At 64.4% G+C, this 18,402-nt stretch carries 17 protein-coding genes; 6 read left to right on the top strand and 11 right to left on the bottom strand.

All coding sequences use genetic code 11. The features are described 5' to 3' along the window. Nucleotides 1-131 precede the first annotated feature (131 nt). Complete coding sequence (locus tag OVA24_RS17005; RefSeq protein ID WP_267671294.1) at nt 132-1,883, bottom strand: hypothetical protein; 1,752 nt, start codon at nt 1,881-1,883, stop codon at nt 132-134. 132 nt (nt 1,884-2,015) lie between these two features. On the opposite strand from OVA24_RS17005, the gene OVA24_RS17000 reads away from it, so the two are divergent. Beyond that, entirely contained in the window at nt 2,016-2,243 is a 228-nt protein-coding gene (locus OVA24_RS17000; protein ID WP_267671293.1) for a hypothetical protein, read from the top strand. Between the two features lie 10 nt (nt 2,244-2,253). On the opposite strand, the gene OVA24_RS16995 is transcribed toward OVA24_RS17000, so the two are convergent. Together OVA24_RS16995 and OVA24_RS16990 are read right to left on the bottom strand one after the other, a co-directional pair. Next, nucleotides 2,254-3,351 carry a hypothetical protein gene (locus OVA24_RS16995; protein WP_267671291.1) on the bottom strand — a complete coding sequence of 366 codons (1,098 nt, stop codon included), beginning with the start codon at nt 3,349-3,351 and terminating at the stop codon, nt 2,254-2,256. Then, entirely contained in the window at nt 3,323-3,931 is a 609-nt protein-coding gene (locus OVA24_RS16990; RefSeq protein ID WP_267671288.1) for a hypothetical protein, read from the bottom strand. The genes OVA24_RS16995 and OVA24_RS16990 overlap by 29 nt, the downstream gene beginning before the upstream one ends. A 231-nt stretch (nt 3,932-4,162) precedes the next feature. Here OVA24_RS16990 and OVA24_RS16985 point away from each other — a divergent pair, with 231 nt between their 5' ends. The 3 genes from OVA24_RS16985 (at nt 4,163) to OVA24_RS16975 (ending at nt 5,179) form a co-directional block, all read left to right on the top strand. Next, the gene (locus OVA24_RS16985; protein WP_267671285.1) at nt 4,163-4,438 is read left to right on the top strand and encodes a hypothetical protein; all 276 of its coding nucleotides are present in this window, start codon (nt 4,163-4,165) and stop codon (nt 4,436-4,438) included. Continuing rightward, nucleotides 4,435-4,608 (top strand): hypothetical protein, encoded by a 174-nt coding sequence (locus OVA24_RS16980; protein WP_267671283.1) that lies wholly within the window; start codon nt 4,435-4,437, stop codon nt 4,606-4,608. Before OVA24_RS16985 ends, OVA24_RS16980 begins: the two co-directional genes overlap by 4 nt. Before the next feature lie 109 nt (nt 4,609-4,717). Then, nucleotides 4,718-5,179: a tetratricopeptide repeat protein gene (locus OVA24_RS16975; RefSeq protein ID WP_267671281.1), complete on the top strand. Its 462-nt coding sequence runs from the start codon at nt 4,718-4,720 to the stop codon at nt 5,177-5,179. Between the two features lie 189 nt (nt 5,180-5,368). Here OVA24_RS16975 and OVA24_RS16970 read toward each other — a convergent pair whose 3' ends face one another. Beyond that, nucleotides 5,369-5,743, bottom strand: coding sequence for a hypothetical protein (locus tag OVA24_RS16970; protein WP_267671279.1), 375 nt, complete (start codon nt 5,741-5,743; stop codon nt 5,369-5,371). A 95-nt stretch (nt 5,744-5,838) separates the two neighbouring features. Then, nucleotides 5,839-7,923 (bottom strand): hypothetical protein, encoded by a 2,085-nt coding sequence (locus OVA24_RS16965; protein ID WP_267671278.1) that lies wholly within the window; start codon nt 7,921-7,923, stop codon nt 5,839-5,841. Nucleotides 7,924-8,188: 265 nt separating this feature from the next. On the opposite strand from OVA24_RS16965, the gene OVA24_RS16960 reads away from it, so the two are divergent. Continuing rightward, nucleotides 8,189-8,527 carry a hypothetical protein gene (locus tag OVA24_RS16960; RefSeq protein WP_267671277.1) on the top strand — a complete coding sequence of 113 codons (339 nt, stop codon included), beginning with the start codon at nt 8,189-8,191 and terminating at the stop codon, nt 8,525-8,527. Between the two features lie 93 nt (nt 8,528-8,620). On the opposite strand, the gene OVA24_RS16955 is transcribed toward OVA24_RS16960, so the two are convergent. The 6 genes from OVA24_RS16955 to OVA24_RS16930 form a co-directional block, all read right to left on the bottom strand. Then, nucleotides 8,621-8,884, bottom strand: coding sequence for a hypothetical protein (locus tag OVA24_RS16955; RefSeq protein ID WP_267671275.1), 264 nt, complete (start codon nt 8,882-8,884; stop codon nt 8,621-8,623). 22 nt (nt 8,885-8,906) lie between these two features. Next, nucleotides 8,907-12,026, bottom strand: coding sequence for a hypothetical protein (locus OVA24_RS16950; protein ID WP_267671273.1), 3,120 nt, complete (start codon nt 12,024-12,026; stop codon nt 8,907-8,909). Between the two features lie 943 nt (nt 12,027-12,969). After that, entirely contained in the window at nt 12,970-13,779 is an 810-nt protein-coding gene (locus tag OVA24_RS16945) for a hypothetical protein (protein ID WP_267671271.1), read from the bottom strand. Between the two features lie 136 nt (nt 13,780-13,915). Further along, nucleotides 13,916-14,218, bottom strand: coding sequence for a Bbp19 family protein (locus OVA24_RS16940; RefSeq protein ID WP_267671270.1), 303 nt, complete (start codon nt 14,216-14,218; stop codon nt 13,916-13,918). A gap of 575 nt (nt 14,219-14,793) precedes the next feature. Then, a complete protein-coding gene (locus tag OVA24_RS16935) occupies nt 14,794-16,470 on the bottom strand; it encodes a portal protein (RefSeq protein ID WP_267671267.1) in 1,677 nt (558 codons plus the stop codon). A 171-nt stretch (nt 16,471-16,641) separates the two neighbouring features. Then, complete coding sequence (locus OVA24_RS16930; RefSeq protein WP_267671264.1) at nt 16,642-16,791, bottom strand: hypothetical protein; 150 nt, start codon at nt 16,789-16,791, stop codon at nt 16,642-16,644. A gap of 1,090 nt (nt 16,792-17,881) precedes the next feature. Here OVA24_RS16930 and OVA24_RS16925 point away from each other — a divergent pair. Then, the gene (locus tag OVA24_RS16925; protein ID WP_267671262.1) at nt 17,882-18,376 is read left to right on the top strand and encodes a hypothetical protein; all 495 of its coding nucleotides are present in this window, start codon (nt 17,882-17,884) and stop codon (nt 18,374-18,376) included. Nucleotides 18,377-18,402 lie beyond the last annotated feature (26 nt).

The raw sequence follows: 18,402 nt of genomic DNA, 5'->3' as shown, positions 1-18,402 counted from the left end.
GAAAGCAAGGAGGTGGATGGAGAGGCGGAAATGGCGGGCCTGGTTTCCTTCTGTTCAGCCCGCAAACACTCCTGTCCCACGTTTCATCAGTCATGGATCATGGATCATGGATCATGGATCATGCCGCCCGTTCAATCGAACGGCAGGGACACCGTCCGGATCACCGGGCCGCCCGGCTCTTCCACCGCCACGTCGATGTAAAGGTGCGTCTTCGCAGAGTTCACGCGGAACGCCAGCATCCGTTGCGGGATGTGGAACAGCTCGGGATCCGGCTCCGGTTCCTCCCCCCACGGATTCGCGCTCGCGGCGGGTGTCCGGTCCGTCAGCAGGTAGGACAGGTGCACCGCACCCGTGCGTCCGGATAGGAAAAGCCTGGGGCTTTCCCCGCCCGCCCGCACGTCCACGCTGTCCGGCACCTCCAGCGTCACCCCATGGCCCAGCGCCGTGGACCGTGCCGCCTCCGCCGCCACCATGTTCTGGTAGCCGAAGGCGCAGCCATCCGGTGCGGCCACGCTCGTGTACCAGCCCACCGCCGTGGACCTCGCCCCATGCGCCCCCGCGTCCACCCCCACCGCCGTCCCGCCCGCGCCCTCCGCCGTGCAGCGGATGCCCACCGCGCACGACTCCGCCGCCTTCGCCCTGCTGAACGCACCCAGTGACAACGCGCGGTCCGCGGGGTGCGACTCACTGCCCGCCCCATGCCCCACGGACGTCTGCCCGTCTCCCGCCGCCACCGCGCCCGTGCCCACCGCCAGGGAGGACCCACCCGTCGCCCGTGCCTCCATCCCCACCGCCGTGCCACCCGCGCCGCCCGCCTCCGTCATGAAACCCACCGCCACACACTGGTAGCCCGTCACCCCCGTCTGGACCGGCGTCCGCGCCCACGGACCCACCGCCACGGATCCATCCAGCTCCGCATACGCCGACCGCCCCACCGCCACCGCCTCACTCCCGCGCGCCACCGCGTCATGCCCCAGGCTCACCGCACTGCCACCCCACGTCTGTGACAGCGAGCCGATGCTCACCCCATGCGCCGCTTCCGCATGCGTCCCGTAGCCGATCGCGATGCTCCGCCACCCCTTCGCCCGGTGCATCGGCGTGTCCGTCCCCGGCTGGATCGTCATCGACTCCGCGCCCGGCGTGTGGTCCGGATCGTCCATCAGGTCCGTGTTCCCGATCTCGCCGAACTTCAGCCCGTCATTTCCATGCCGGTAGAAAAAATCGTCCGCCTCCGCCTCCGCCGCGTTCTGGAACCCGGCCGCCGCCTGCAGATGCAGCGCCTCCACCTGGCTCCGCAGATCCTGGAGCTGGGCGTTCGCCGCATTCACCGCGATCCCCGTCGTCGTCACCAGCTCCATCTCACCCGTCACCCTGTGGAACCCCAGCAACTTCCCCGCCCGTCCGGACGCCGTCGGCAACTGCGTCCGGAAGCCCGCCGGCTCCCCCGGCGGAAAGGTCAGCACGCTGCGCACCATCGTCCCGTTCTCCGCCTGCTGGTCCTGCAGCGCCATCGTCAGCCGGTCCAGCGCCCGCTCCAGCGCGCGTGCCGGCAGCGGCGCGTTCGGCGCCAGCTCCAGCGGCTGCTCCAGCGGCGTCACCCGGGAGATGCGCAGCCTCCGGCCCTCCGGCAGCGCTGGCAGCGTCACCACCCGTGGCGGCAGCGCCTCCCCGCCTTCCTCCGGATACCGCACGATGAATGAACCCTCCTGCTGCGCCACCTCAGTCCCGTCCGGGTCATGGTCCAGCGTCAGCACCACACCGCCGTCCGCCGCCAGAAACTCCACCTTCAGCCACCGTGGTTCATCGAAGCGGAACGGCACCGCCACACCTTCCCCAGGCACCTCATCATACACCTGCACCGGCTTCATCTCCTCCTCGATCATGCCTCCAGCATGAACCCTGCCCGCACCCCGCACACATTGAACAGTTGGCCAATTTTTTCCAGCCTCCCACCATGGACCAGGGATCTCCCATCTTCGATCTTGAATCCTGGCACTCCCGCGCGACTTTCCATCATGGGAACCAACCACATCCGGAAAGCGCCCCGTGCGCTTGACGAAGCCGCGGCCCGTGCCGAGCAGATGCCCTACGGTGCCGAGCGTGAAGCCGCCGGCCGTGAGCGTGGCGGGAAATGCACCCGCGTCCTGGACCACCTCATCCGCGCCGGCGTCCGCGAAGCCATCGCCATCCTCGAGGTGGAAGGGGAGTGGATGCGGAAATCCCGCGGCCGCCAGGAGCCGTAGCCGCCGCGCTTCAGGAGGAGATGAAGGCCGCCTCCTGGAAGTCCGCCTTCATCAGCGCCCCCAGGCGCGCCACATCCTCCAGCACCGCGTCCATCAGCCGCGTGCCCTTCATCCCCGTCTCCGCGGTCATCTCCGTCCGCAGGCCGGAACGCCACAACCATGGCGCCATCTCCTCCAGGAAATCCCGCTGCCGGATGGACGCCAGCGGGCCGGACACGTCATCCTCCCCGCCGGATTCCTCCAGCAGCATGATCATACGGCGGATGTAGTAGTAGACCCACGGCCACGCCACCCAGCGGGGCGGGGGACTCCCCTCCGGGAACCCCAGGAAGGCCATCCAGTCATGCGTCCGCAGGCGGAAATGCTTCTCCCTCCCGTGCCTTTCGGACAGGATCATGCCTGACTGCTCCATCTCATTGAGCGTCAGTTGGATTGACTTGGAGAAATAGCACGTGTCCCGCGCGATCTCCGCCGGGTGGCCGTGCCCGCGTGCCAGCAGCCACGCCAGGATCTCCGCCCGCGCGTTCACCCCCACAAAGGAGCGCAGCGTCAGCAACAGGTTTGCCGGGCGGTCCGGCGGCGGCGGCATCGAGGCTCCGCGCGGCTTCCACGGTGGACGCAGCAGCCCGTGCTTCGCGAAGCGCGGATCCACCTTCATCCCGGACAGCGGTATGGCCGCCGCATTTCCGGAGTGGAAAAGCGCCTCCTCCGGCCGGTCTTCCGCACCCACCGTTCCCTCCAGACCCTTCCACTTCCGCATCACCGCCTTTTCCGCCAGCACCTCCGCCAACGCCGCCAGCACCCTGTCATCCTCCATCGTTTCACCGGCGGTTCCCGGCATGGAGATGGCGGTCCGCAGGCCTTTCAACCGCTGCACGTTCATCCGCGCGCCCTCCTTGTGCAGCCAGTCCAGCGCCATGTCCAGCAGCCGGGCATCATGTCTGCCCAGGGAGGTCGTCACCAGCAGCAGCCCCTCCGGGTCCAGCATCGCGTCACCCGCATACAGGTGGTGGTGCGCCGGTACGCCCAGCGACGCCCACTGCCGCCACAGCAGATCCAGCGCCTGCGCCAGCAGCTCCTCACCCGATTTCTGCAATGATGTCTTCATGGCCCAAAATTCCCAGCACATGCGGCAACCGCTCCCGGTGTTCCAGCATCTCCATGTTCGCCAGCACCCACCGCACCGCCTCCAGCGTTTCCGCCCTGTCCGGCGCCAGCGCCAGCAGGTCCTCCACATCCCGCTCCTGCTCACGGTTCAGCACCGCGTAAGTCTTCAGGAAGATCTGCCCGCGCCGCGAAACATAGTCCACCGTCAGATCCATCCCATACGCCCGCCGTTCCACATCCAGCCAGAACCACTCCGGCAGGTCGCCCAGCCCAGGGAACACCCAGGATGCGTCTGCATTCAGCCAGTTCTCCTTCAATACCATCTCACCCGCCACATCCCGCGCCGCTTTCGACAGTTCGGCGGGCATCGGGCAGGGCAGGGGGGAGATCCTATATTCCCCCTCCACGTGGTTCACGTTCGCCAGCAGGTCCACGTCGATCGTTGACCGGGAAATCAACCCCCGTGCCACCAGCGCCGACCCGCCGCACACCACCAGATGGAACGGTCCCTGCCTCCGCTGTGTCAGCAGTCGCCCCACCAGTTTCAGTGCCGTCGTCACCCGTTCTGCGTCCAGATCCATCGTTGAAGTATCGCTATACTATCCAGTATGGATGTTTTAGCAATACTTTATTGCGGGCGATTCCTTCAAGACGTTGCGTTGACGCAAGGTTTCCCAATTTGCTCCTGTAGGTATTCGGATCCATAATAGATTCATAATCAATCCGTTTCGTGAGAATTTTTTGCTGGATTTCCTAATCGACAAAAAAACCGACCGATTCCCGATGATCCTCTGACCCACCGTTGGAATCTGATGTTCTTGAAAGTGAAGGAAGCGGTCTCTCTTTCGGAAGATCCCTCCCGCATGGAGAAACACCTCGCTGCCATGAAACGGGAGGACCTGGAGAGAAGGGTGGGGGCCATGCTCGACCTCATGGGCATCACGGAAGCGCCAGTCCCCCTCGCCGTGCGCCTGACCGCCAGGAAGAAGGCGTGCCAGGCATCCCCGGACACCCGGGTGGTATCCCTGCTCCAAGGAGTCCCCTACACCCATGTGTGCGCCGGTTGGCGCGTGGCCGTTCCATCATGAAACCGGATGAGCGCAAGGAATGGATCGACCGCAGCCTGGAGGAGATCCTGCAGGCGGTGGGATCGGACGTTGAACTGAAAAGCGCGCTCGTCTTCAAAGGCGCCCGCATCCCGCATCCCGCATCCCGCATCCCGCATCCCGCATCCCGCATCCTGAATCCTGAATCCTGAATCCTGAATCCTGAATCCTGAATCCTGAATCCTGAATCCTGAATCCTGATGCCCGAATGAAACTCCTTGAGCCGCCGCCATCCCCGGCTTTCTTGTGTTCCTGAAAGGCATGGAAGACGGAGAAAGAAACCTGCAGGCCGCCCTCGGCTACCTGCACCTGGGCATGGCGGAGGACGCGGCGGAAGAGCTGGACCTGCTCCCGCCCCACCGTGCCGGGGACCTGGTGGTCCTCCGCGTCCGCGCCCACATCCACTCGGAGCTGCACGCGTGGGACGCCCTGCGGGAAACCGCCGCCCGTCTCACCACCCATGCCCCGCAGGACAGCCAGCACTGGATCTGGCTCGCCTACGCCACCCGCCGCTGCCGCACCGTGCGGGAGGCGGAGGGCATCCTCCAGGACGCCCTCCGGTTCCATGAAAAGGAACCCCTCATCCACTTCAACCTCGCCTGCTACGCCGCCGTCACCGGCCGCACCGACCTCGCCCGCACCCGCCTCGCGGAGGCCATCCGCCTGGAACCCTCCATCACCGCCATGGCCGTGGAGGACCCGGACCTCGCCACCCTGTGGTAGCAGGGAGTAAGGAGGGCGGACATTGCGGCTGCGCCGCCATGTCCGCTTCGCTTCCATTCCTGTCCGCCGGCGGCATTGGCGGACAACGAAAGATTCACCGCAAAGGATGCGAAGGACGCGGGGGATGAAGCGAATAAAGCGGAGGGGTGGGCACACCGATGCACCCTCATTCCCATCACCGGCCCGCCCTCACCATGATTCCGGAGAGTTGCGCTCCCGGCCGTCCGTTTCATCCCCATCATCGTCCTCCCAATCATCATCATCATCCCCGGGTGCTGCGGTGGTGTCCATTTCGGTGCCATCACTTTCCATCCTTCCGGGGGTGGCCGGTGCCCACCCCAGCCTCCGGCGCTTCACGTATCCGGATGCTTTGTAAAACGCACATGCCGCCAGCAGGCAGAACAATGCCCGGATCAGGATCATCATTGCAGAAATCCCCGCATCCGTCACCGGGAGTCCGAAGGCCCCGAAGATCGGGAAGAAAAACACGACGCACAGGGTCGTGAAAAACACCATCAGCACAAACAGGACGGCTTGGGCGAAAAGCAAGGACGCATTCCTCATGGTGAGTTCATCTGTTTATGACAAAATGCTCATTCCGCAAGATATACCTTGTCCCTCGTGAGCCGGTCCATACAGGGCTGGGCGGATCCAACGGGCTACCTCTCCGATCCGTCATCCCGCTCCACAGGCTGGCCGGAACCCACGGTGTGCTCGAGCAGCCGCTTCCCATCCTCATTGGAGAACACCATCTTCAGCCGGATGCCATGAGTCCGGTAGAACGGCGTCCCGAAGATCTGGTAATTCTGTTCCAACCGTGTCCGTGTTTGGGATTGTTTGTCTTCGTCCGCGAACGACGGTTCCAGCCCGGGCGATACCACGAGATGGACCTCAAGGATTTTTCCCGGAAGGATCTTCACGGATGAGGTGCGGATCAATGCCCCGTTCGTCGGGGTGAATTCCGCCTCATACTGGTGGAGCAATTCCATGAGGCGCTTCTCCCTTTCCTCCGGGGTGCGCTTCATGATCTCGGAGGGCCTCATTTCATGGGTGCAGAACGTGCGTCCATCATCGGTTTTCATGGTCACACGCACCACCACATGGTTCTCCGGCTCGAAAAAGGCTGCGGCAAATCTGACATTTTTCCAGAATGCCGGTTGTTCCATCCCAGCCCGGAGAATCATCCTTGCCTCCGCGGCCAGACCATTGTCCGGCAGCGGGCCGGCCGTGTAGGTGCCCGTGTATTCCAGGACACCGGCACCAACGGCTTTCCCTTCACTCACGCGGAAGATCCCCGCCACTGTCAGCGGCACACCCACGAACAGCACCTCGGCGTGACGGCGGAGGATTTCATCGATTTTCGCATGCTCCGGCCCCGCCCCGGATCCCGTGAGCGTCACCTCGAAAAGCGGCAGCCCCTCCCTGTCCTTGTAAATGTGGATCATGGTCACGCCGGACACCCTGAAGTCATCATACTTCCATCGCGCCTTGAGTAAATACTCCCGCTCCTCCCGGAACGCCTCGATTTTTCTGTCTCCCCGGGATTGATGCATCAACTGGTATTCGTTGACGAATTTTTTTCCCGGTAGTGCTCTTGCAGCCGTCCAGCGCACGCCGAATCCCATGTTCAGTGGCAGCATCCCTTGCTGGAAGCGGGCGGCATCCTCCAGCCTTGCCTGGTCGAACACCCTGTCCAAATAAGGCATTCCGCGTTCCCCGGAGGAGGCGGCGGCTTTTACCCCCAGTTGTTCCGGTGTGATGTCGAAGTGAATCTCCTCAGGCTCACGCAAGGGCGTGCGGATCCTGATGCGGTTGGTGATCCCGGCGCTGATATAGAAATCACGGAATGGATCTTCCGCCGCCGCCGCCAGGTGCCGCCTCCTTGCATCCAGCCCTTCCACCAAGGTATAGGCCTCACTGTCGCCGGATTGATAGACCCATTGCAGGATCCTGCCGGGGAGCGCCTGTAGGGCCGGTATCCGCAAGCCCTTCCCTCCGTTGTTCGTGGAGAGGGTGGACATCCGGACGATCGCGTCCAGAGCGCGTGAAACCATTTCCTCCCTTTCGGCGGCATCCACCCGGTCACCTGTATGGGGCTTCCACCGCTCGGTTGAAAGCCTCAGCACCGGCGGCTTGATGGAGGCGTCCGCGCTGCGGAGCATGCAGCGGGCAGCCACCTTGTGTTTCGCGGAGACGCGGATGAAAGCCATCCTTGCGCCATCCATCCGGTAGTGGTCCTCCAGCGCGTAGCTCGTCATGCCCATCGCCACCGCCCAGTCATCCTCATTGGAAATCCCGAAGGGCACCGAACAGTGGAAGGATACCACCGGACTGCCATCCACGTTTTCCCAATCCACCGCATCCAGGGTGATGCCGTAGGCGACCGGGCGGGGGAGGGACGATCTTTCCCGGGCCATGGCGGCGTCCATCTCCCGCTTCATGGCTTCCATTCTTTCAGCAGCCGTCGGAGGGGGCGTGGATCTTCCGTATGCCAGCCATAGGGACGCCGCCACCGCTGAAAGCGCCACCAGCGCGATTGCCGCGATCATAGGCCATCGTCGCCCGCCTCCATTGCGGGTGGCGCTCATCGCCATCCGATGGACATCCCCCGCCGCCGCTTCCATGTCATGCGCGCGGCCCGGCGTTTTTGCCGGCAGTTCATCCTCCCATGCGGCGAAAAGCTCCCCCAGTTCCCTCGGAGCCTCCATCCCTTCCATCCAGTAATGATATCCTTCCGAAACCATCCATCCTCCCACAAGGATCTCAGTTCGCCTTCTTCCATCTCAATGGGCGGACCTGAAGGAGGATAAAGATGAATCATCATGGATTTGACGGGAGGAGGTGGTGCTGGTTTCGATCTATCTGGCTGTCCATGCCGCTCCGGGCATTCCTTGAGGAGGATCGATACATGTTCATTTGAGTATTTTTGTGAATTGTGTCAAGTTGCACCGCGCTGGAGGATTTGGAATACCAGCCTTGGGTTGATGCTTGTCCGCTGGCATTCGTCTGATGGATCCCGATGGAGGGAACGTGCCGAAACCCGCACGGTTCAGCGTCCCACCGATCAGGTTCGCGCCTTCCCGCCATACGCTGCTGGCCGAGTTCAGCAGGTTGCGCCGGAACTGTTCCCGTGCGGCGCCGCTGGCGATGGCCTCCAGGCCGCCTGCGTTCCCCATGCCGCCGAAGGCCATGGTGACGCCGCCCTCGATGAGCGCGGAGGTCCACGCGAGGCGCGTGGCTTCCTCCGTGGTCTTCCCCGCCGCGATGGCGTCATCATACGTGGAGAAGCCCTGGCGGATGGCGAAGATGACGGTGGCAGGCGCGATCTCGGCGGAGAGGAAATACTAACTATCTAGTGGAAATGCTAATCGAATCGAAAGACAAACGCCTCCCGGAATGGGAGGCGGCATGTAAAGGCAGGCCTTGTGAAAGCACGGAAAATCAACCTTCCTCCGCGGAGGATGGGGCGGCGTTGGCGTCCGTTCCGCCGTCCTGCTCCGGCTCTTTCTTGCTCGGCCAGAGTTTTTCAGAGAGAGCGGCTCTGCGTTCCCAGTAGCCTGGTTCCTGCTCCTGTTCGGTAAGCCATGCGTCAAGGTCCGGATCTTCGAAGGCCCCGCCAGCTTCAATGGCCAGCCTACGTCGGACTGCCAGTTCCTTCTCGAAGAGTTCATCCTCTGTTCCGCTGGTTGAATTCTTATGGATCATCTTGGTTGGAATATGCTGTATTTCATTCGGATTGCAATTCAGGAGGTGCGACTGGTTTCGATTTCCTCGACTGGCTCCTTCGGAAGCGGCGTGTCATTTGGTCTCGCAGATCCTCCAGAATAAGGCTCCCCGGTGTTGCATCAAAATGCACGTCTATTGAGTCGCCATGCTTTCTCCACAGCAGTTGCCCTTCCTTCGTGGAATTGAGCTTGATGAGGGAAGGTGCTCCGTTGCCGGTGTCCGCCAGTTCCCTCATCCGGGCCGTGTCTTGTTTCGGAATGCCCCGTTTCCCGATGATGCGGGCGAGATCGGCGGGATTTCTCGCCTCGAAGCCGAGTTTCGGCCACATGGCATAGCCGTTCATGTTCCGCGCGTCGTTCCTGGCCGCGTTGGCGGTGATGGCCATTCCCGGCATCTGCCGTGAATAGGCGAGCACGGTGACGAGGAAGTCGCTCCCCATGGAGTTGGAGCCAACCGTGTTCGCTTTCTTCCCTCTCGGGAACAGCCCGACGATGTGGATGCTTTTTCCTCTGACGATGCCTTCCAGCTTGGTGGATCTGCCGCCTTGTGTGGTGTTGATCGTGAAATTTCCAGAACCTATATCATAACTGGCGGAGTCATGGGGAATGCTCGCCATGATTTCAAGGAAGGGATAGTCCTTCACCGCTTCATCGTAGGTCAGTCCGGCGGATTCAGTGGGGCCGTTTCCGCCGCGGTTGGCATTGATGTGGGCGTGGACGATCTGGTCCTGCCTCCAGCCGTCACGTTGTTGTGCGTCGCGGAAGACCATGGAGCCACCTTCCGCATCCAGCCAGGCGCTGGCTGGTTTCGTCTTCCAGTCAGGACGGGGGGTGGCGTGGCCGTGGCGGCGGGCGTATTCCGCGCGGGCCTCCGCTTCCGTCGCGGCGGGGATGAATTCCTTCCGCACCTCGAACCCATCGACGGCCCGGTGGTCGCGGTCGAACTCCTCACGGAAAGGCGCGGCTTCTTCGGACGAAATGTCCAGGGGCACTCCTTTCCCGGCGGTCCGGGGGCGGAGGATGGTGATGTTCCTGTGGACCTTCTCGCTGTCCGGCACGCGGGCATCAGGATCGGCACCCGTGCGGGTGAAGGTGTCGAAAACGCCCGCGGATAGCATGGGGGCGGAGGTTCCTCCATTTTCGGCGGCGGTAACTGCGCCGGGAAGCGCTACGTCTTCCGTAGTAGGATTGGCGGTGTCAGCAGTGGATCCCGCCGCATCCGCCACAGCGGTGGCATTCTCCACGGTGGTGCCATCCATCCCGGGAGTATCGTTTGATCCGATGGTGCCTTGCATTCCTCCCGCCTCATCCATCCCCATCACCTCCTTCATCACCCTCCTGCCGTGGGCGGCGGAGAAGCCGCCGGAGCTCAGGCCGGTGACCACCGCCGTCTCCCGCAGGTGCTTGATCACATCCGCGGAGTTCATTCCGGGATGGACCTCCATCTGCACGAACGCGAGATCCAGCGCGCCGATGAACTGCTCCTCGGTCATTTCCCCGAGGAGGTTCACGCCGAAGGCCTTCGCGCCTTCCCGCCACGCGCTGCTGGCCGAACTCAAAAGGTTGCGCCGGAACTGTTCCCGCGCGGCGCCGCTGGCGATGGCCTCCAGGCCGCCGGCATTCCCTATGCCGCCGAAGGCCATGGTGACGCCGCCCTCGATGAGCGCGGAGGTCCACGCGAGGCGAGTGGCTTCCTCCGTGGTCTTCCCCGCCGCGATGGCGTCATCATACGTGGAGAAGCCCTGGCGGATGGCGAAGATGCCGGTGGCGGGCGCGATCTTTGCCATGCCCTTGAGCGCATTTGCCAACGGGCCGTAGCGGTCGAGGACGGCGACGGGGACCATGGGCGCGGTGGCGGCGATGAGCGCGTAGGATTCCGCCGCGTTGTAGATGCCCTGGCCGATGAGCGCGGTATTCACGCCGAGGAATGAGGTCTGCTCTTTGTAAAACAGATGCGACAGCGTGGTGGTCTGGTCCACTGCCTTTCCGTGGTCGCCTATTGCCTTCAGCGCGTCTTTCACGAAGTCCGGGCGCGGGTCCAGGCCGAGCCACCCGGCGACGGCCCCCTGCACCTGGTCGATGAACCGGACGGTCCCTCCCGCGGCGGCGATGGCACCGTCCGCACCCTGCGCCCATGCGTTGTCGTTGAGTGCCTCGGTGATCTTGTGGAAATCATCCACGGACCTGACGCCCAGCTCCGCGGCCAGTTCCGGCATCCTTTCCATGACGGTGGTGACGAGGCCCTGCTGGAACTCCCGGTAGCGTTCCGGCAGCCCGTGGAGCTGCAGTTGCTTTTCCAGCGGGGTGAGGGAGGATGCTTCCACCGCCTTCCGCATGGCGTCCACACCCTGGATGACGACGCCTTGCTTGAAGTGGATCTGCCCGAAGGCGTCCCGCGAAACGTCATCCTCCTGCATGTCCACTCGGTGGCGGATGACGTCATCTAGATCCTCCGGGGGGATGCCATACTGCATGGCGGCGGCGTCCCGGTGGGTGCGGTACATCTGCCACGCCCCCTCATCCCGCCAGTAGGAGTCGCGCTCGAAGATCCTGCCGAGGTAGGCCCATCTCTCCATCTCCTCCATGGTGGAGATGCCCCTGCCCAGTGCGTCCGGGCCGTAGATGCGGCGGGCCTTCATCATGCGGGTGACCAGTGCCGCCGCAGGGTCCGCGTCCGCCATGGTGGCGGAGGACGGCAGGAAGGCGGGCGGCTGAGCGTCCCGGGGCATGACCGTCCCCGGCAGGGCGGAGAGGCGGGCCGCGGTGGTGAGGCGGTCCCTCAGCCCGCCGCCGTGGAAGTAAATGGCATCATACGCCCCGGGGCCATGTGCGATGGGAGCGCCAGTGTCTTTCCGGATCTCCCGCAGGAAGGCGTCATCACTTTCCGCGCCGCGGCCGTTGAACATGAGGTGGGAGACCTGGAAGCGCAGGACATCCCGCAGCACCGGGTGGGAGGGTATTTCGCCACCGTTCAGGAACACGCGCAGGTAGGAGTCCACGACGGTGGTGCGGCGGGCCTGGCCGACCTCCACTCCAGCGGGCAGCCGGATGTGCGCCCAGTCGGCATCCCGGCCCTCCATGAGGCGGTGGATGTGGATGATCTCCTGGATGGCGTGGTCCACCCACGCATCCTGCTCTTTGCCTGCGCACGGACCTTTTCGCCCTCCGCCACCGGGACCACTCCGCGTGCCATGGCGGCGTCCACCTCCCGGTCGATCGCGCCGTCATCGTCACCCTCCACGGCCAGCGCCACCCGCTGCTGGAAGGCGGCCCTGCCCTGCGCGACGATGTGGCGGCTGGCTTGCTCCGCACCATGGATCCTCATGCCGTGGACCATGCGCTGCTGTTCCCCGTGCAGGCGGTCGCGCACCTCCGGCGGCACGCCAGGCGCCTCCAGCAGGGCGGAGGTTTCCTTTGAGAAGGCATCCACGCGCTGGAGAAATCCCGCGCCGCCGGGGTCATCCGCCATCTGTTTCCCCAACGCCGCCCGGCCCTCCGCCCATGCGGTGCGGATCCTCATTTCCGTGTCCGCGTTCTTCACATCCTGCAGCCGGTTGGCGATGTCCGCGAACGGCTTCGACACGGAGGCGATGTCCTTTGCCAGTCCCTCCAGCGCGACGCCGGGTGCACCCGCCACACGGGGGTCCATCATAGCTTGGTTCAGGCGGGTGGGCTGGAAATTGGGGACGTCTTCGATGCGGATGGGCATGGGGGGAAGAGTTGATGGTTGATAGTTGATGGACTTGCTGACCGATGACCGATGACCGATGACCGATGACCGATGACCGATGACCGATGACCGATGACCGATGACCGATGACCGATGACCGATGACCGATGACCGATGACCGATGACCGATGACCGATGACCGATGACCGATGACCGATGACCGATGACCGATGACCGATGACCGATGACCGATGACCGATGACCGATGACCGATGACCGATGACCGATGACCGATGACCGATGACCGATGACCGATGACCGATGACCGATGACCGATGACCGATGACCGGATGCGGAAGACGCCGGTCTGGAGACCAGCGCTCCCAGCGTACGGCTCACCTCCCTGCCAGGTTCAGCAGGCGCATGACTTCCTGGTAGGCGGCCTGCTTTTCCTCCGTGTTGCCCTCGGTGTACTGGCGGCCCCAGGTGGGGTCGCTGCCGGACATGATGGACTCCGCGCGCTGGCGGGGGGACTTCAGCTCGCTGAGGCCGTGCGGGGTGCGGGTGGGGTCCTCCCCGGTGCGGCGGGAGAACTCCAGGGCCATGAGGGCGAGCGCGGGGTTGTCGAACATCTCGCCCAGGTAGGGATCGTCCAGGTCGATGCCGGCGGACCCGGCGAGGGTGGAGATGACGTGGCGGGCGGTGGATTTGTTCGGCTCGAAGTCCGCGCCCCACCGGGAGATGAGGAGATCCTCCGCCTCCCGTGCGCGGGCAGCCATCTGTTCCTCATGCCCGCCGATGATCTCTCCCTGGATCTTCTGATACTCCCCGACGACGGCGGCAAGGCCGGGGCCGGAGACGTGGTGCTGGTGGGCGATGCGCGCGATGCGGTCGTAGATGCCTTTCTCCGTGTCGCTGATGTGCTCCGGGACGTTGATGCCGTAGGCCTTTGGCGTGGCCTCCCCGGGGACCTTCGCGAGGGAGTGGAAGCGGGCGATGTCCTCCGGCGCGGATTGCTCCCCCGGATAGACGGGGCCGCTGGCGCGGAGGTGGAGGTAGGACTTCGCCAGTCCGGCGACGTTCTTGAAGGTGCCGAGCTGCGCGGCGTGCGGCGCGAACTCCTCCCCGAGCTGGGTATGCCAGCCCGCGGAAAGCGAGCCGTCAGGGGAGATGGCGGAGGGTGGGGGTGGTGTGGTGTCGGTCATGGAGAAGTTTTCAGTGTTCAGGACGGGATGATGCCCCCTGCGGGGGAGTGCCGGGTGAGCAGTGATCAGTGAGCAGTGGGAGAGAAGAGAGGGAGCAGAGCGCGGAGAGCGGAGCGTTTCATCGTGCCGGCACTGATCACTGATCACGGATCACTCGGCACTTCTCCCCCCCTTCCTCCGGCTCGGCGAGGTAGCCGTGGATTTCCGCGAGGACGGATTTTCTTCCGTCGCGGATGGCGGCGGCGATGGGGTCGTAGGGCTTTCCGCCGGCGGCGGGGAGGAAACTAGGCTTCCCGTAGTTGACGGAGGCCTCCAGCAGGGCGAGCACACGCTTTCCATGGTCCGTCCCGAAGGTGCCCCGGAAGTCGGCCAGGATGGCGGCCCTTCGGGAAATGAGGGCGGCGTCACGATTCTCCAGTCCTTGGTCATGGTGTTTCATAAAAAGAGGGAACATCGAACATCGAACGCCCAACATCGAACGTTGAAGTGAGGAAGAAATGGGGGGGCACCCGCAGGGGTAGCGAAGGTCGTGAGACCTTCGGTTGGGTGGACTCACCCACGTCCCGCGATGCCGCATGGGGAAGGAAGGCATCGGATGCGTGGTGGACGGGGAGGGTTTCAGGCATCTTCCCCGCCGAATCTCTCACGGGATTCGCTACGCCTGGGCGGGACTCCCAGATGCCGGAGGGGATTTTTTGTTAGATGAGAATCGTCCCGCCACTGATAGCGGCAGAGGACTGCCGCACTCCATGACGCTGCCGCGTGGATGGGGGGGTGCCCGGGCATTGCGCCAGCTTATGGAGTGCGGCGGCCCTCCGCCGCTTTGGAGGTGGAGGGCGTAGCAGGAGAATCATGCGGGCTACGGGGCTGCGGATGGCATCTTCGGCTGGGGGAAATTCATACCCGCCACTGATAGCGGCAGAGGACTGCCGCACTCCATGACGCTGCCGCGACAGTGGAGATTCCGCCTTTCTTCACTTCAACGTTCGATGTTGGACGTTCGATGTTCGACGTTCACCCAACGAGTCCCGCAAGCTCCTGGATGCCCTGGGCGCCGCCGAGGTTTTTGACGGCTCCGGTGGCCTGGGCGGCGGCCTGCATTTCGGCGGCCTGGGCCCAGCCTTCGCGGATCTCCGCGATCTCCTCCGCGCTGCGGATGAACTGTTCCGGCAGCCCCTTGTAACGGAAGAACGCGGGGCCGATGGCGTCCGTGTTGAGGAAGTCGAGCGCGCCGGGGTCCGTCTGGATGATGGGGGCCAGCACGCCCAGGCACTCGGAAAAATTGGCGATCTGCGTCTGCTCCAGCGCCAGCGCCATGATGGAGGTGTACTCCACGGACGGCTCCGCGATGAAGGTGCCCAGCGAGTCCTCCCCCAGCACGGCGGGCGGCGGCGGCGGCAGCTCCCCCTGGCGCAGCAGGATGGCGAAGGCACGCTTCAGCACCGGCCCCTGGAACTCCCGCGTGAGGTTGGCGAAGATGGGGTGGAAGAGCTCCCGGCTTTCCGTGACGATGGCGCGGACCTCCGTGGCGGTGGCCGTCCGGTCGAGTTGGGAAATGGCGCTGAACAACGGCACGTAGAACGCCTCCTCGATCGCGCGCCGCTTGTCCGCCGCGCCGTCCTTGGCGATGTCATACCTGCCGTTGGTCAGCCATTCGCGCGGCTCATGTCCATTACTAGGGTCATAGCAGGTCAGCCCCAGCGCGCGGAAGTCGATGTCGCCCTTGATGTTCGCCGGATAGAGGACGCGCGGAAACGCGGAGATCTCCAGCAGCGTGTCCTTCATCTGCTCGATGAAGTTCGCCTGGGTGGCCTCCGGCAGCGCGAGGTAGGAGGGCGCCCAGCCATACGGGCTGTCGCCCCACAGCTCCCAGCGGGAGACGGCGACGGGGAACTCGTCAAAGCCTTCCTCCCGCAGCAGGTGCCGCTCCGCACAGAGGATGTAGGTGCTTTCGTATGCCTTGTTCCGCGCGTTGCTGCGGCGCGGGTCGCGCTTCAGCCGCGGGCGGATGGTGTGGCGGATCTCCAGCGGGGCCAGCGCGGCGGCGGGGTCCTCCAGTTTTTTCAGGACGCAGGCGGGCGTGTCCTTTTCCCCGAACATCTGGAGGATCTGCTTCGGTGTGAGGTGGAGCAGCCGGGTGATGGTGTCCACCTCGTCCCGCTCATCGTGCGCGACGGAGTAGGTGCCGATGGGGTAGGAGCGGAAGTGCAGGCCGCGGTTGTGTTTCCCGGGCAGGACCTCCAGCGCGGCGGTACCGAACGCACCGCGGTCCAGGTAGTGTTCGTGGGCGCGGTTGTAGAAGTTGGATGCGGATAGCTTCCGCGCGAGGACTTCCCCGCACTTCTGGTACCAGGCGACGGCGGAGGGTTCCTCCGCCAGCTCATCCGGCGGACGCAGCGCGAACCAACGCGCGCCCATGGGGGTGATGCGCGCGGCCTGGCCGTTGGCAAGGGTGCGGTTCGCCCGCATCGCCGTGCCGTCAAAGGACTCCGCCATCCGCGTGCGGTCCGGCAGGCCGCCGGTGTGCGCCGCGCTGCGGCTGGAGGTCAGGCCGCGCCGCGGGTGGACCACGGCGGCCAGTTCATCCCACAGGGCGTCCCACGGCGCGCGCCGGGCGTCCAGCGCGGCTCCGTGGCTCAGGATCTCATCCACCCGCGCCTTCGTCCCGGCGGTGTCCGTGGCTTGTGTCATCTTTGGTTGGTAAAATTGGAGTTTGGAAAAATGGGAACATCGAACATCGAACGCCCAACATTGAACGTCGAAGTGAAGAGGGGGCGGGCGGAGCGGGTGACGGTCGGGAGTCCGTCGGCGGCGGACATCTTGGATCCTGAATCTTGGATCCTGCATCCCGCATCCTGATGCTCACCCCAGCGTGTTCTTCGTCCCCTCCTTGCTGCCGAGCGAGCCGAGGCCGCCGGGGCGGAGGATGGTTTTGGAGAAGTCGTAGCGCTTCCGCTCCCGCTTCTTCGCGGCGGCGGTCTCCTGCGCGACATCAGCGCCGGTGGAGGACATCGGCGGTGGTGGTGGCGGCGGATCTTTCGGTTTTTTCGCGGAACCCATGTGGCGGATGATGCCCCGTGGAAAGACAGAGGGTGAACTGAACACCTGGCCAATTTTTTTCCAGGAACGACGGGGGTTGGCGGACGTGGGAGGTAGCGGAATGGCTGCGCCATTCCGGCTGGGGGAGGCATCGGGAACCGGAGCGGGATTGTCAGATGACATGCACCCCTCCGGGGGTAGCGGAAGTCGTGAGACTTCCGGTTGGGGGGGAAGTCCATCGGGAACCGGAGCTGATTTCCCAGCAGCCATGCACCCCGCCGAAGCTCTCACGAGCTTCGCTACCCGGGCGGTCCACCCGCAGAGGTAGCGGAATGGCTGCGCCATTCCGGCTGGGGGAGGCATCGGGAACCGGAGCGGGATTGTCGGATGGAATGCACGCCTCCGGGGGTAGCGGAAGTCGTGAGACTTCCGGTTGGGGGGAAGTCCATCGGGAACCGGAGCTGATTTCCCAGCAGCCATGCACCCCGCCGAAGCTCTCATGAGCTTCGCTACACCCGGGATCCACCCGCAGAGGTAGCGGAATGGCTGCGCCATTCCGGCTGGGGAAATCCACCGTCATCCCCACGATGCCGAACGGGAAAGGATGACATCGGCGGCGTGGCGGGACCGGCTGGTAGCAGACATCCACCCCGCCGTGATGGCGCAGCCATCACGCTACGGAAAAGCATCGGCTCCAGGGGTAGCGAAGGTCGTGAGACCTTCGGTTGGGGGGAAGTCCATCGGGAATCGGAGCTGATTTCCCAGCAGCCATGCACCCCGCCGATGCTCTCACGAGCTTCGCTACCCGGGCGATCCACCCGCAGAGGTAGCGGAATGGCTGCGCCATTCCGGCTGGGGAAATCCACCGTCATCCCCACGATGCCGAACGGGAAAGGATGACATCGGCGGCGTGGCGGGACCGGCTGGTAGCAGACATCCACCCTGCCGTGATGGCGCAGCCATCACGCTACGGAAAAGCAGCGGCGCGCCCGGCGGTCGCGGCCCACCGCGCCTTTCAGATCTTCCTTCCCCCGCGCGTTCCGCCCATCCATCATTTCCTGAAATGATGCTCCGCCTCCACCTATCCCGCGCCCTGCTGGCGGCTGGCATCAGCCTGATGTTCTGCTCCGCCCTGCCGCTTGTCCTCCACATCGGCGGCGGACTCCTGGGCGGTCGCGGATTTCCTGTCCACATGGAGCTGCGGTGGATCCTGGAACAACAGGTCCAGGTCATGATCATCTTCGCGGCGCTGCCGCTGCTGCTGACCTTCCCGCTGGCCGCGCTATGGTTCGCGGGGCACACAAGGCGCACGCTGTCCGTGCCGTGGATGGCAGCCGTCTGCGGCGGCTGTCTCGGCATCCTCCTGTCCCCGGCATGGTATATGATCGGGACTGTCCTGGATCAGGGTGGCTGCGCTTTGTCGGTCGATGATTACCTCGACGGGTTGCACTTCCTCGGCCCTGTCTCCGCCATCACCGGCGCGCTTTATTTCTTCCTCCATTCCTTCTTCATCCGGCAGGCTCTCGGGAAGAAGGCATGGCTGGAGACGCGGATGTGATCTCCGTCCGGCAATAATCCAATCTT

Source organism: Luteolibacter sp. SL250, assembly GCF_026625605.1.
GTDB lineage: Bacteria > Verrucomicrobiota > Verrucomicrobiia > Verrucomicrobiales > Akkermansiaceae > Luteolibacter.
Note: the sequence above shows the minus strand (reverse complement) of the source record. Positions and strands in the feature narration are given on the sequence as shown.

Excerpts from the sequence above, each read along its gene's own strand:
- OVA24_RS17005 (WP_267671294.1), bottom strand. The coding sequence starts at position 1,883 with ATGATCGAGGAGGAGATGAAGCCGGTGCAGGTGTATGATGAGGTGCCT.
- OVA24_RS17000 (WP_267671293.1), top strand. The coding sequence starts at position 2,016 with ATGGGAACCAACCACATCCGGAAAGCGCCCCGTGCGCTTGACGAAGCC.
- OVA24_RS16995 (WP_267671291.1), bottom strand. The coding sequence starts at position 3,351 with ATGAAGACATCATTGCAGAAATCGGGTGAGGAGCTGCTGGCGCAGGCG.
- OVA24_RS16990 (WP_267671288.1), bottom strand. The coding sequence starts at position 3,931 with ATGGATCTGGACGCAGAACGGGTGACGACGGCACTGAAACTGGTGGGG.
- OVA24_RS16985 (WP_267671285.1), top strand. The coding sequence starts at position 4,163 with ATGTTCTTGAAAGTGAAGGAAGCGGTCTCTCTTTCGGAAGATCCCTCC.
- OVA24_RS16980 (WP_267671283.1), top strand. The coding sequence starts at position 4,435 with ATGAAACCGGATGAGCGCAAGGAATGGATCGACCGCAGCCTGGAGGAG.
- OVA24_RS16975 (WP_267671281.1), top strand. The coding sequence starts at position 4,718 with ATGGAAGACGGAGAAAGAAACCTGCAGGCCGCCCTCGGCTACCTGCAC.
- OVA24_RS16970 (WP_267671279.1), bottom strand. The coding sequence starts at position 5,743 with ATGAGGAATGCGTCCTTGCTTTTCGCCCAAGCCGTCCTGTTTGTGCTG.
- OVA24_RS16965 (WP_267671278.1), bottom strand. The coding sequence starts at position 7,923 with ATGGTTTCGGAAGGATATCATTACTGGATGGAAGGGATGGAGGCTCCG.
- OVA24_RS16960 (WP_267671277.1), top strand. The coding sequence starts at position 8,189 with ATGGATCCCGATGGAGGGAACGTGCCGAAACCCGCACGGTTCAGCGTC.
- OVA24_RS16955 (WP_267671275.1), bottom strand. The coding sequence starts at position 8,884 with ATGATCCATAAGAATTCAACCAGCGGAACAGAGGATGAACTCTTCGAG.
- OVA24_RS16945 (WP_267671271.1), bottom strand. The coding sequence starts at position 13,779 with ATGACCGACACCACACCACCCCCACCCTCCGCCATCTCCCCTGACGGC.
- OVA24_RS16940 (WP_267671270.1), bottom strand. The coding sequence starts at position 14,218 with ATGAAACACCATGACCAAGGACTGGAGAATCGTGACGCCGCCCTCATT.
- OVA24_RS16935 (WP_267671267.1), bottom strand. The coding sequence starts at position 16,470 with ATGACACAAGCCACGGACACCGCCGGGACGAAGGCGCGGGTGGATGAG.
- OVA24_RS16930 (WP_267671264.1), bottom strand. The coding sequence starts at position 16,791 with ATGTCCTCCACCGGCGCTGATGTCGCGCAGGAGACCGCCGCCGCGAAG.
- OVA24_RS16925 (WP_267671262.1), top strand. The coding sequence starts at position 17,882 with ATGATGCTCCGCCTCCACCTATCCCGCGCCCTGCTGGCGGCTGGCATC.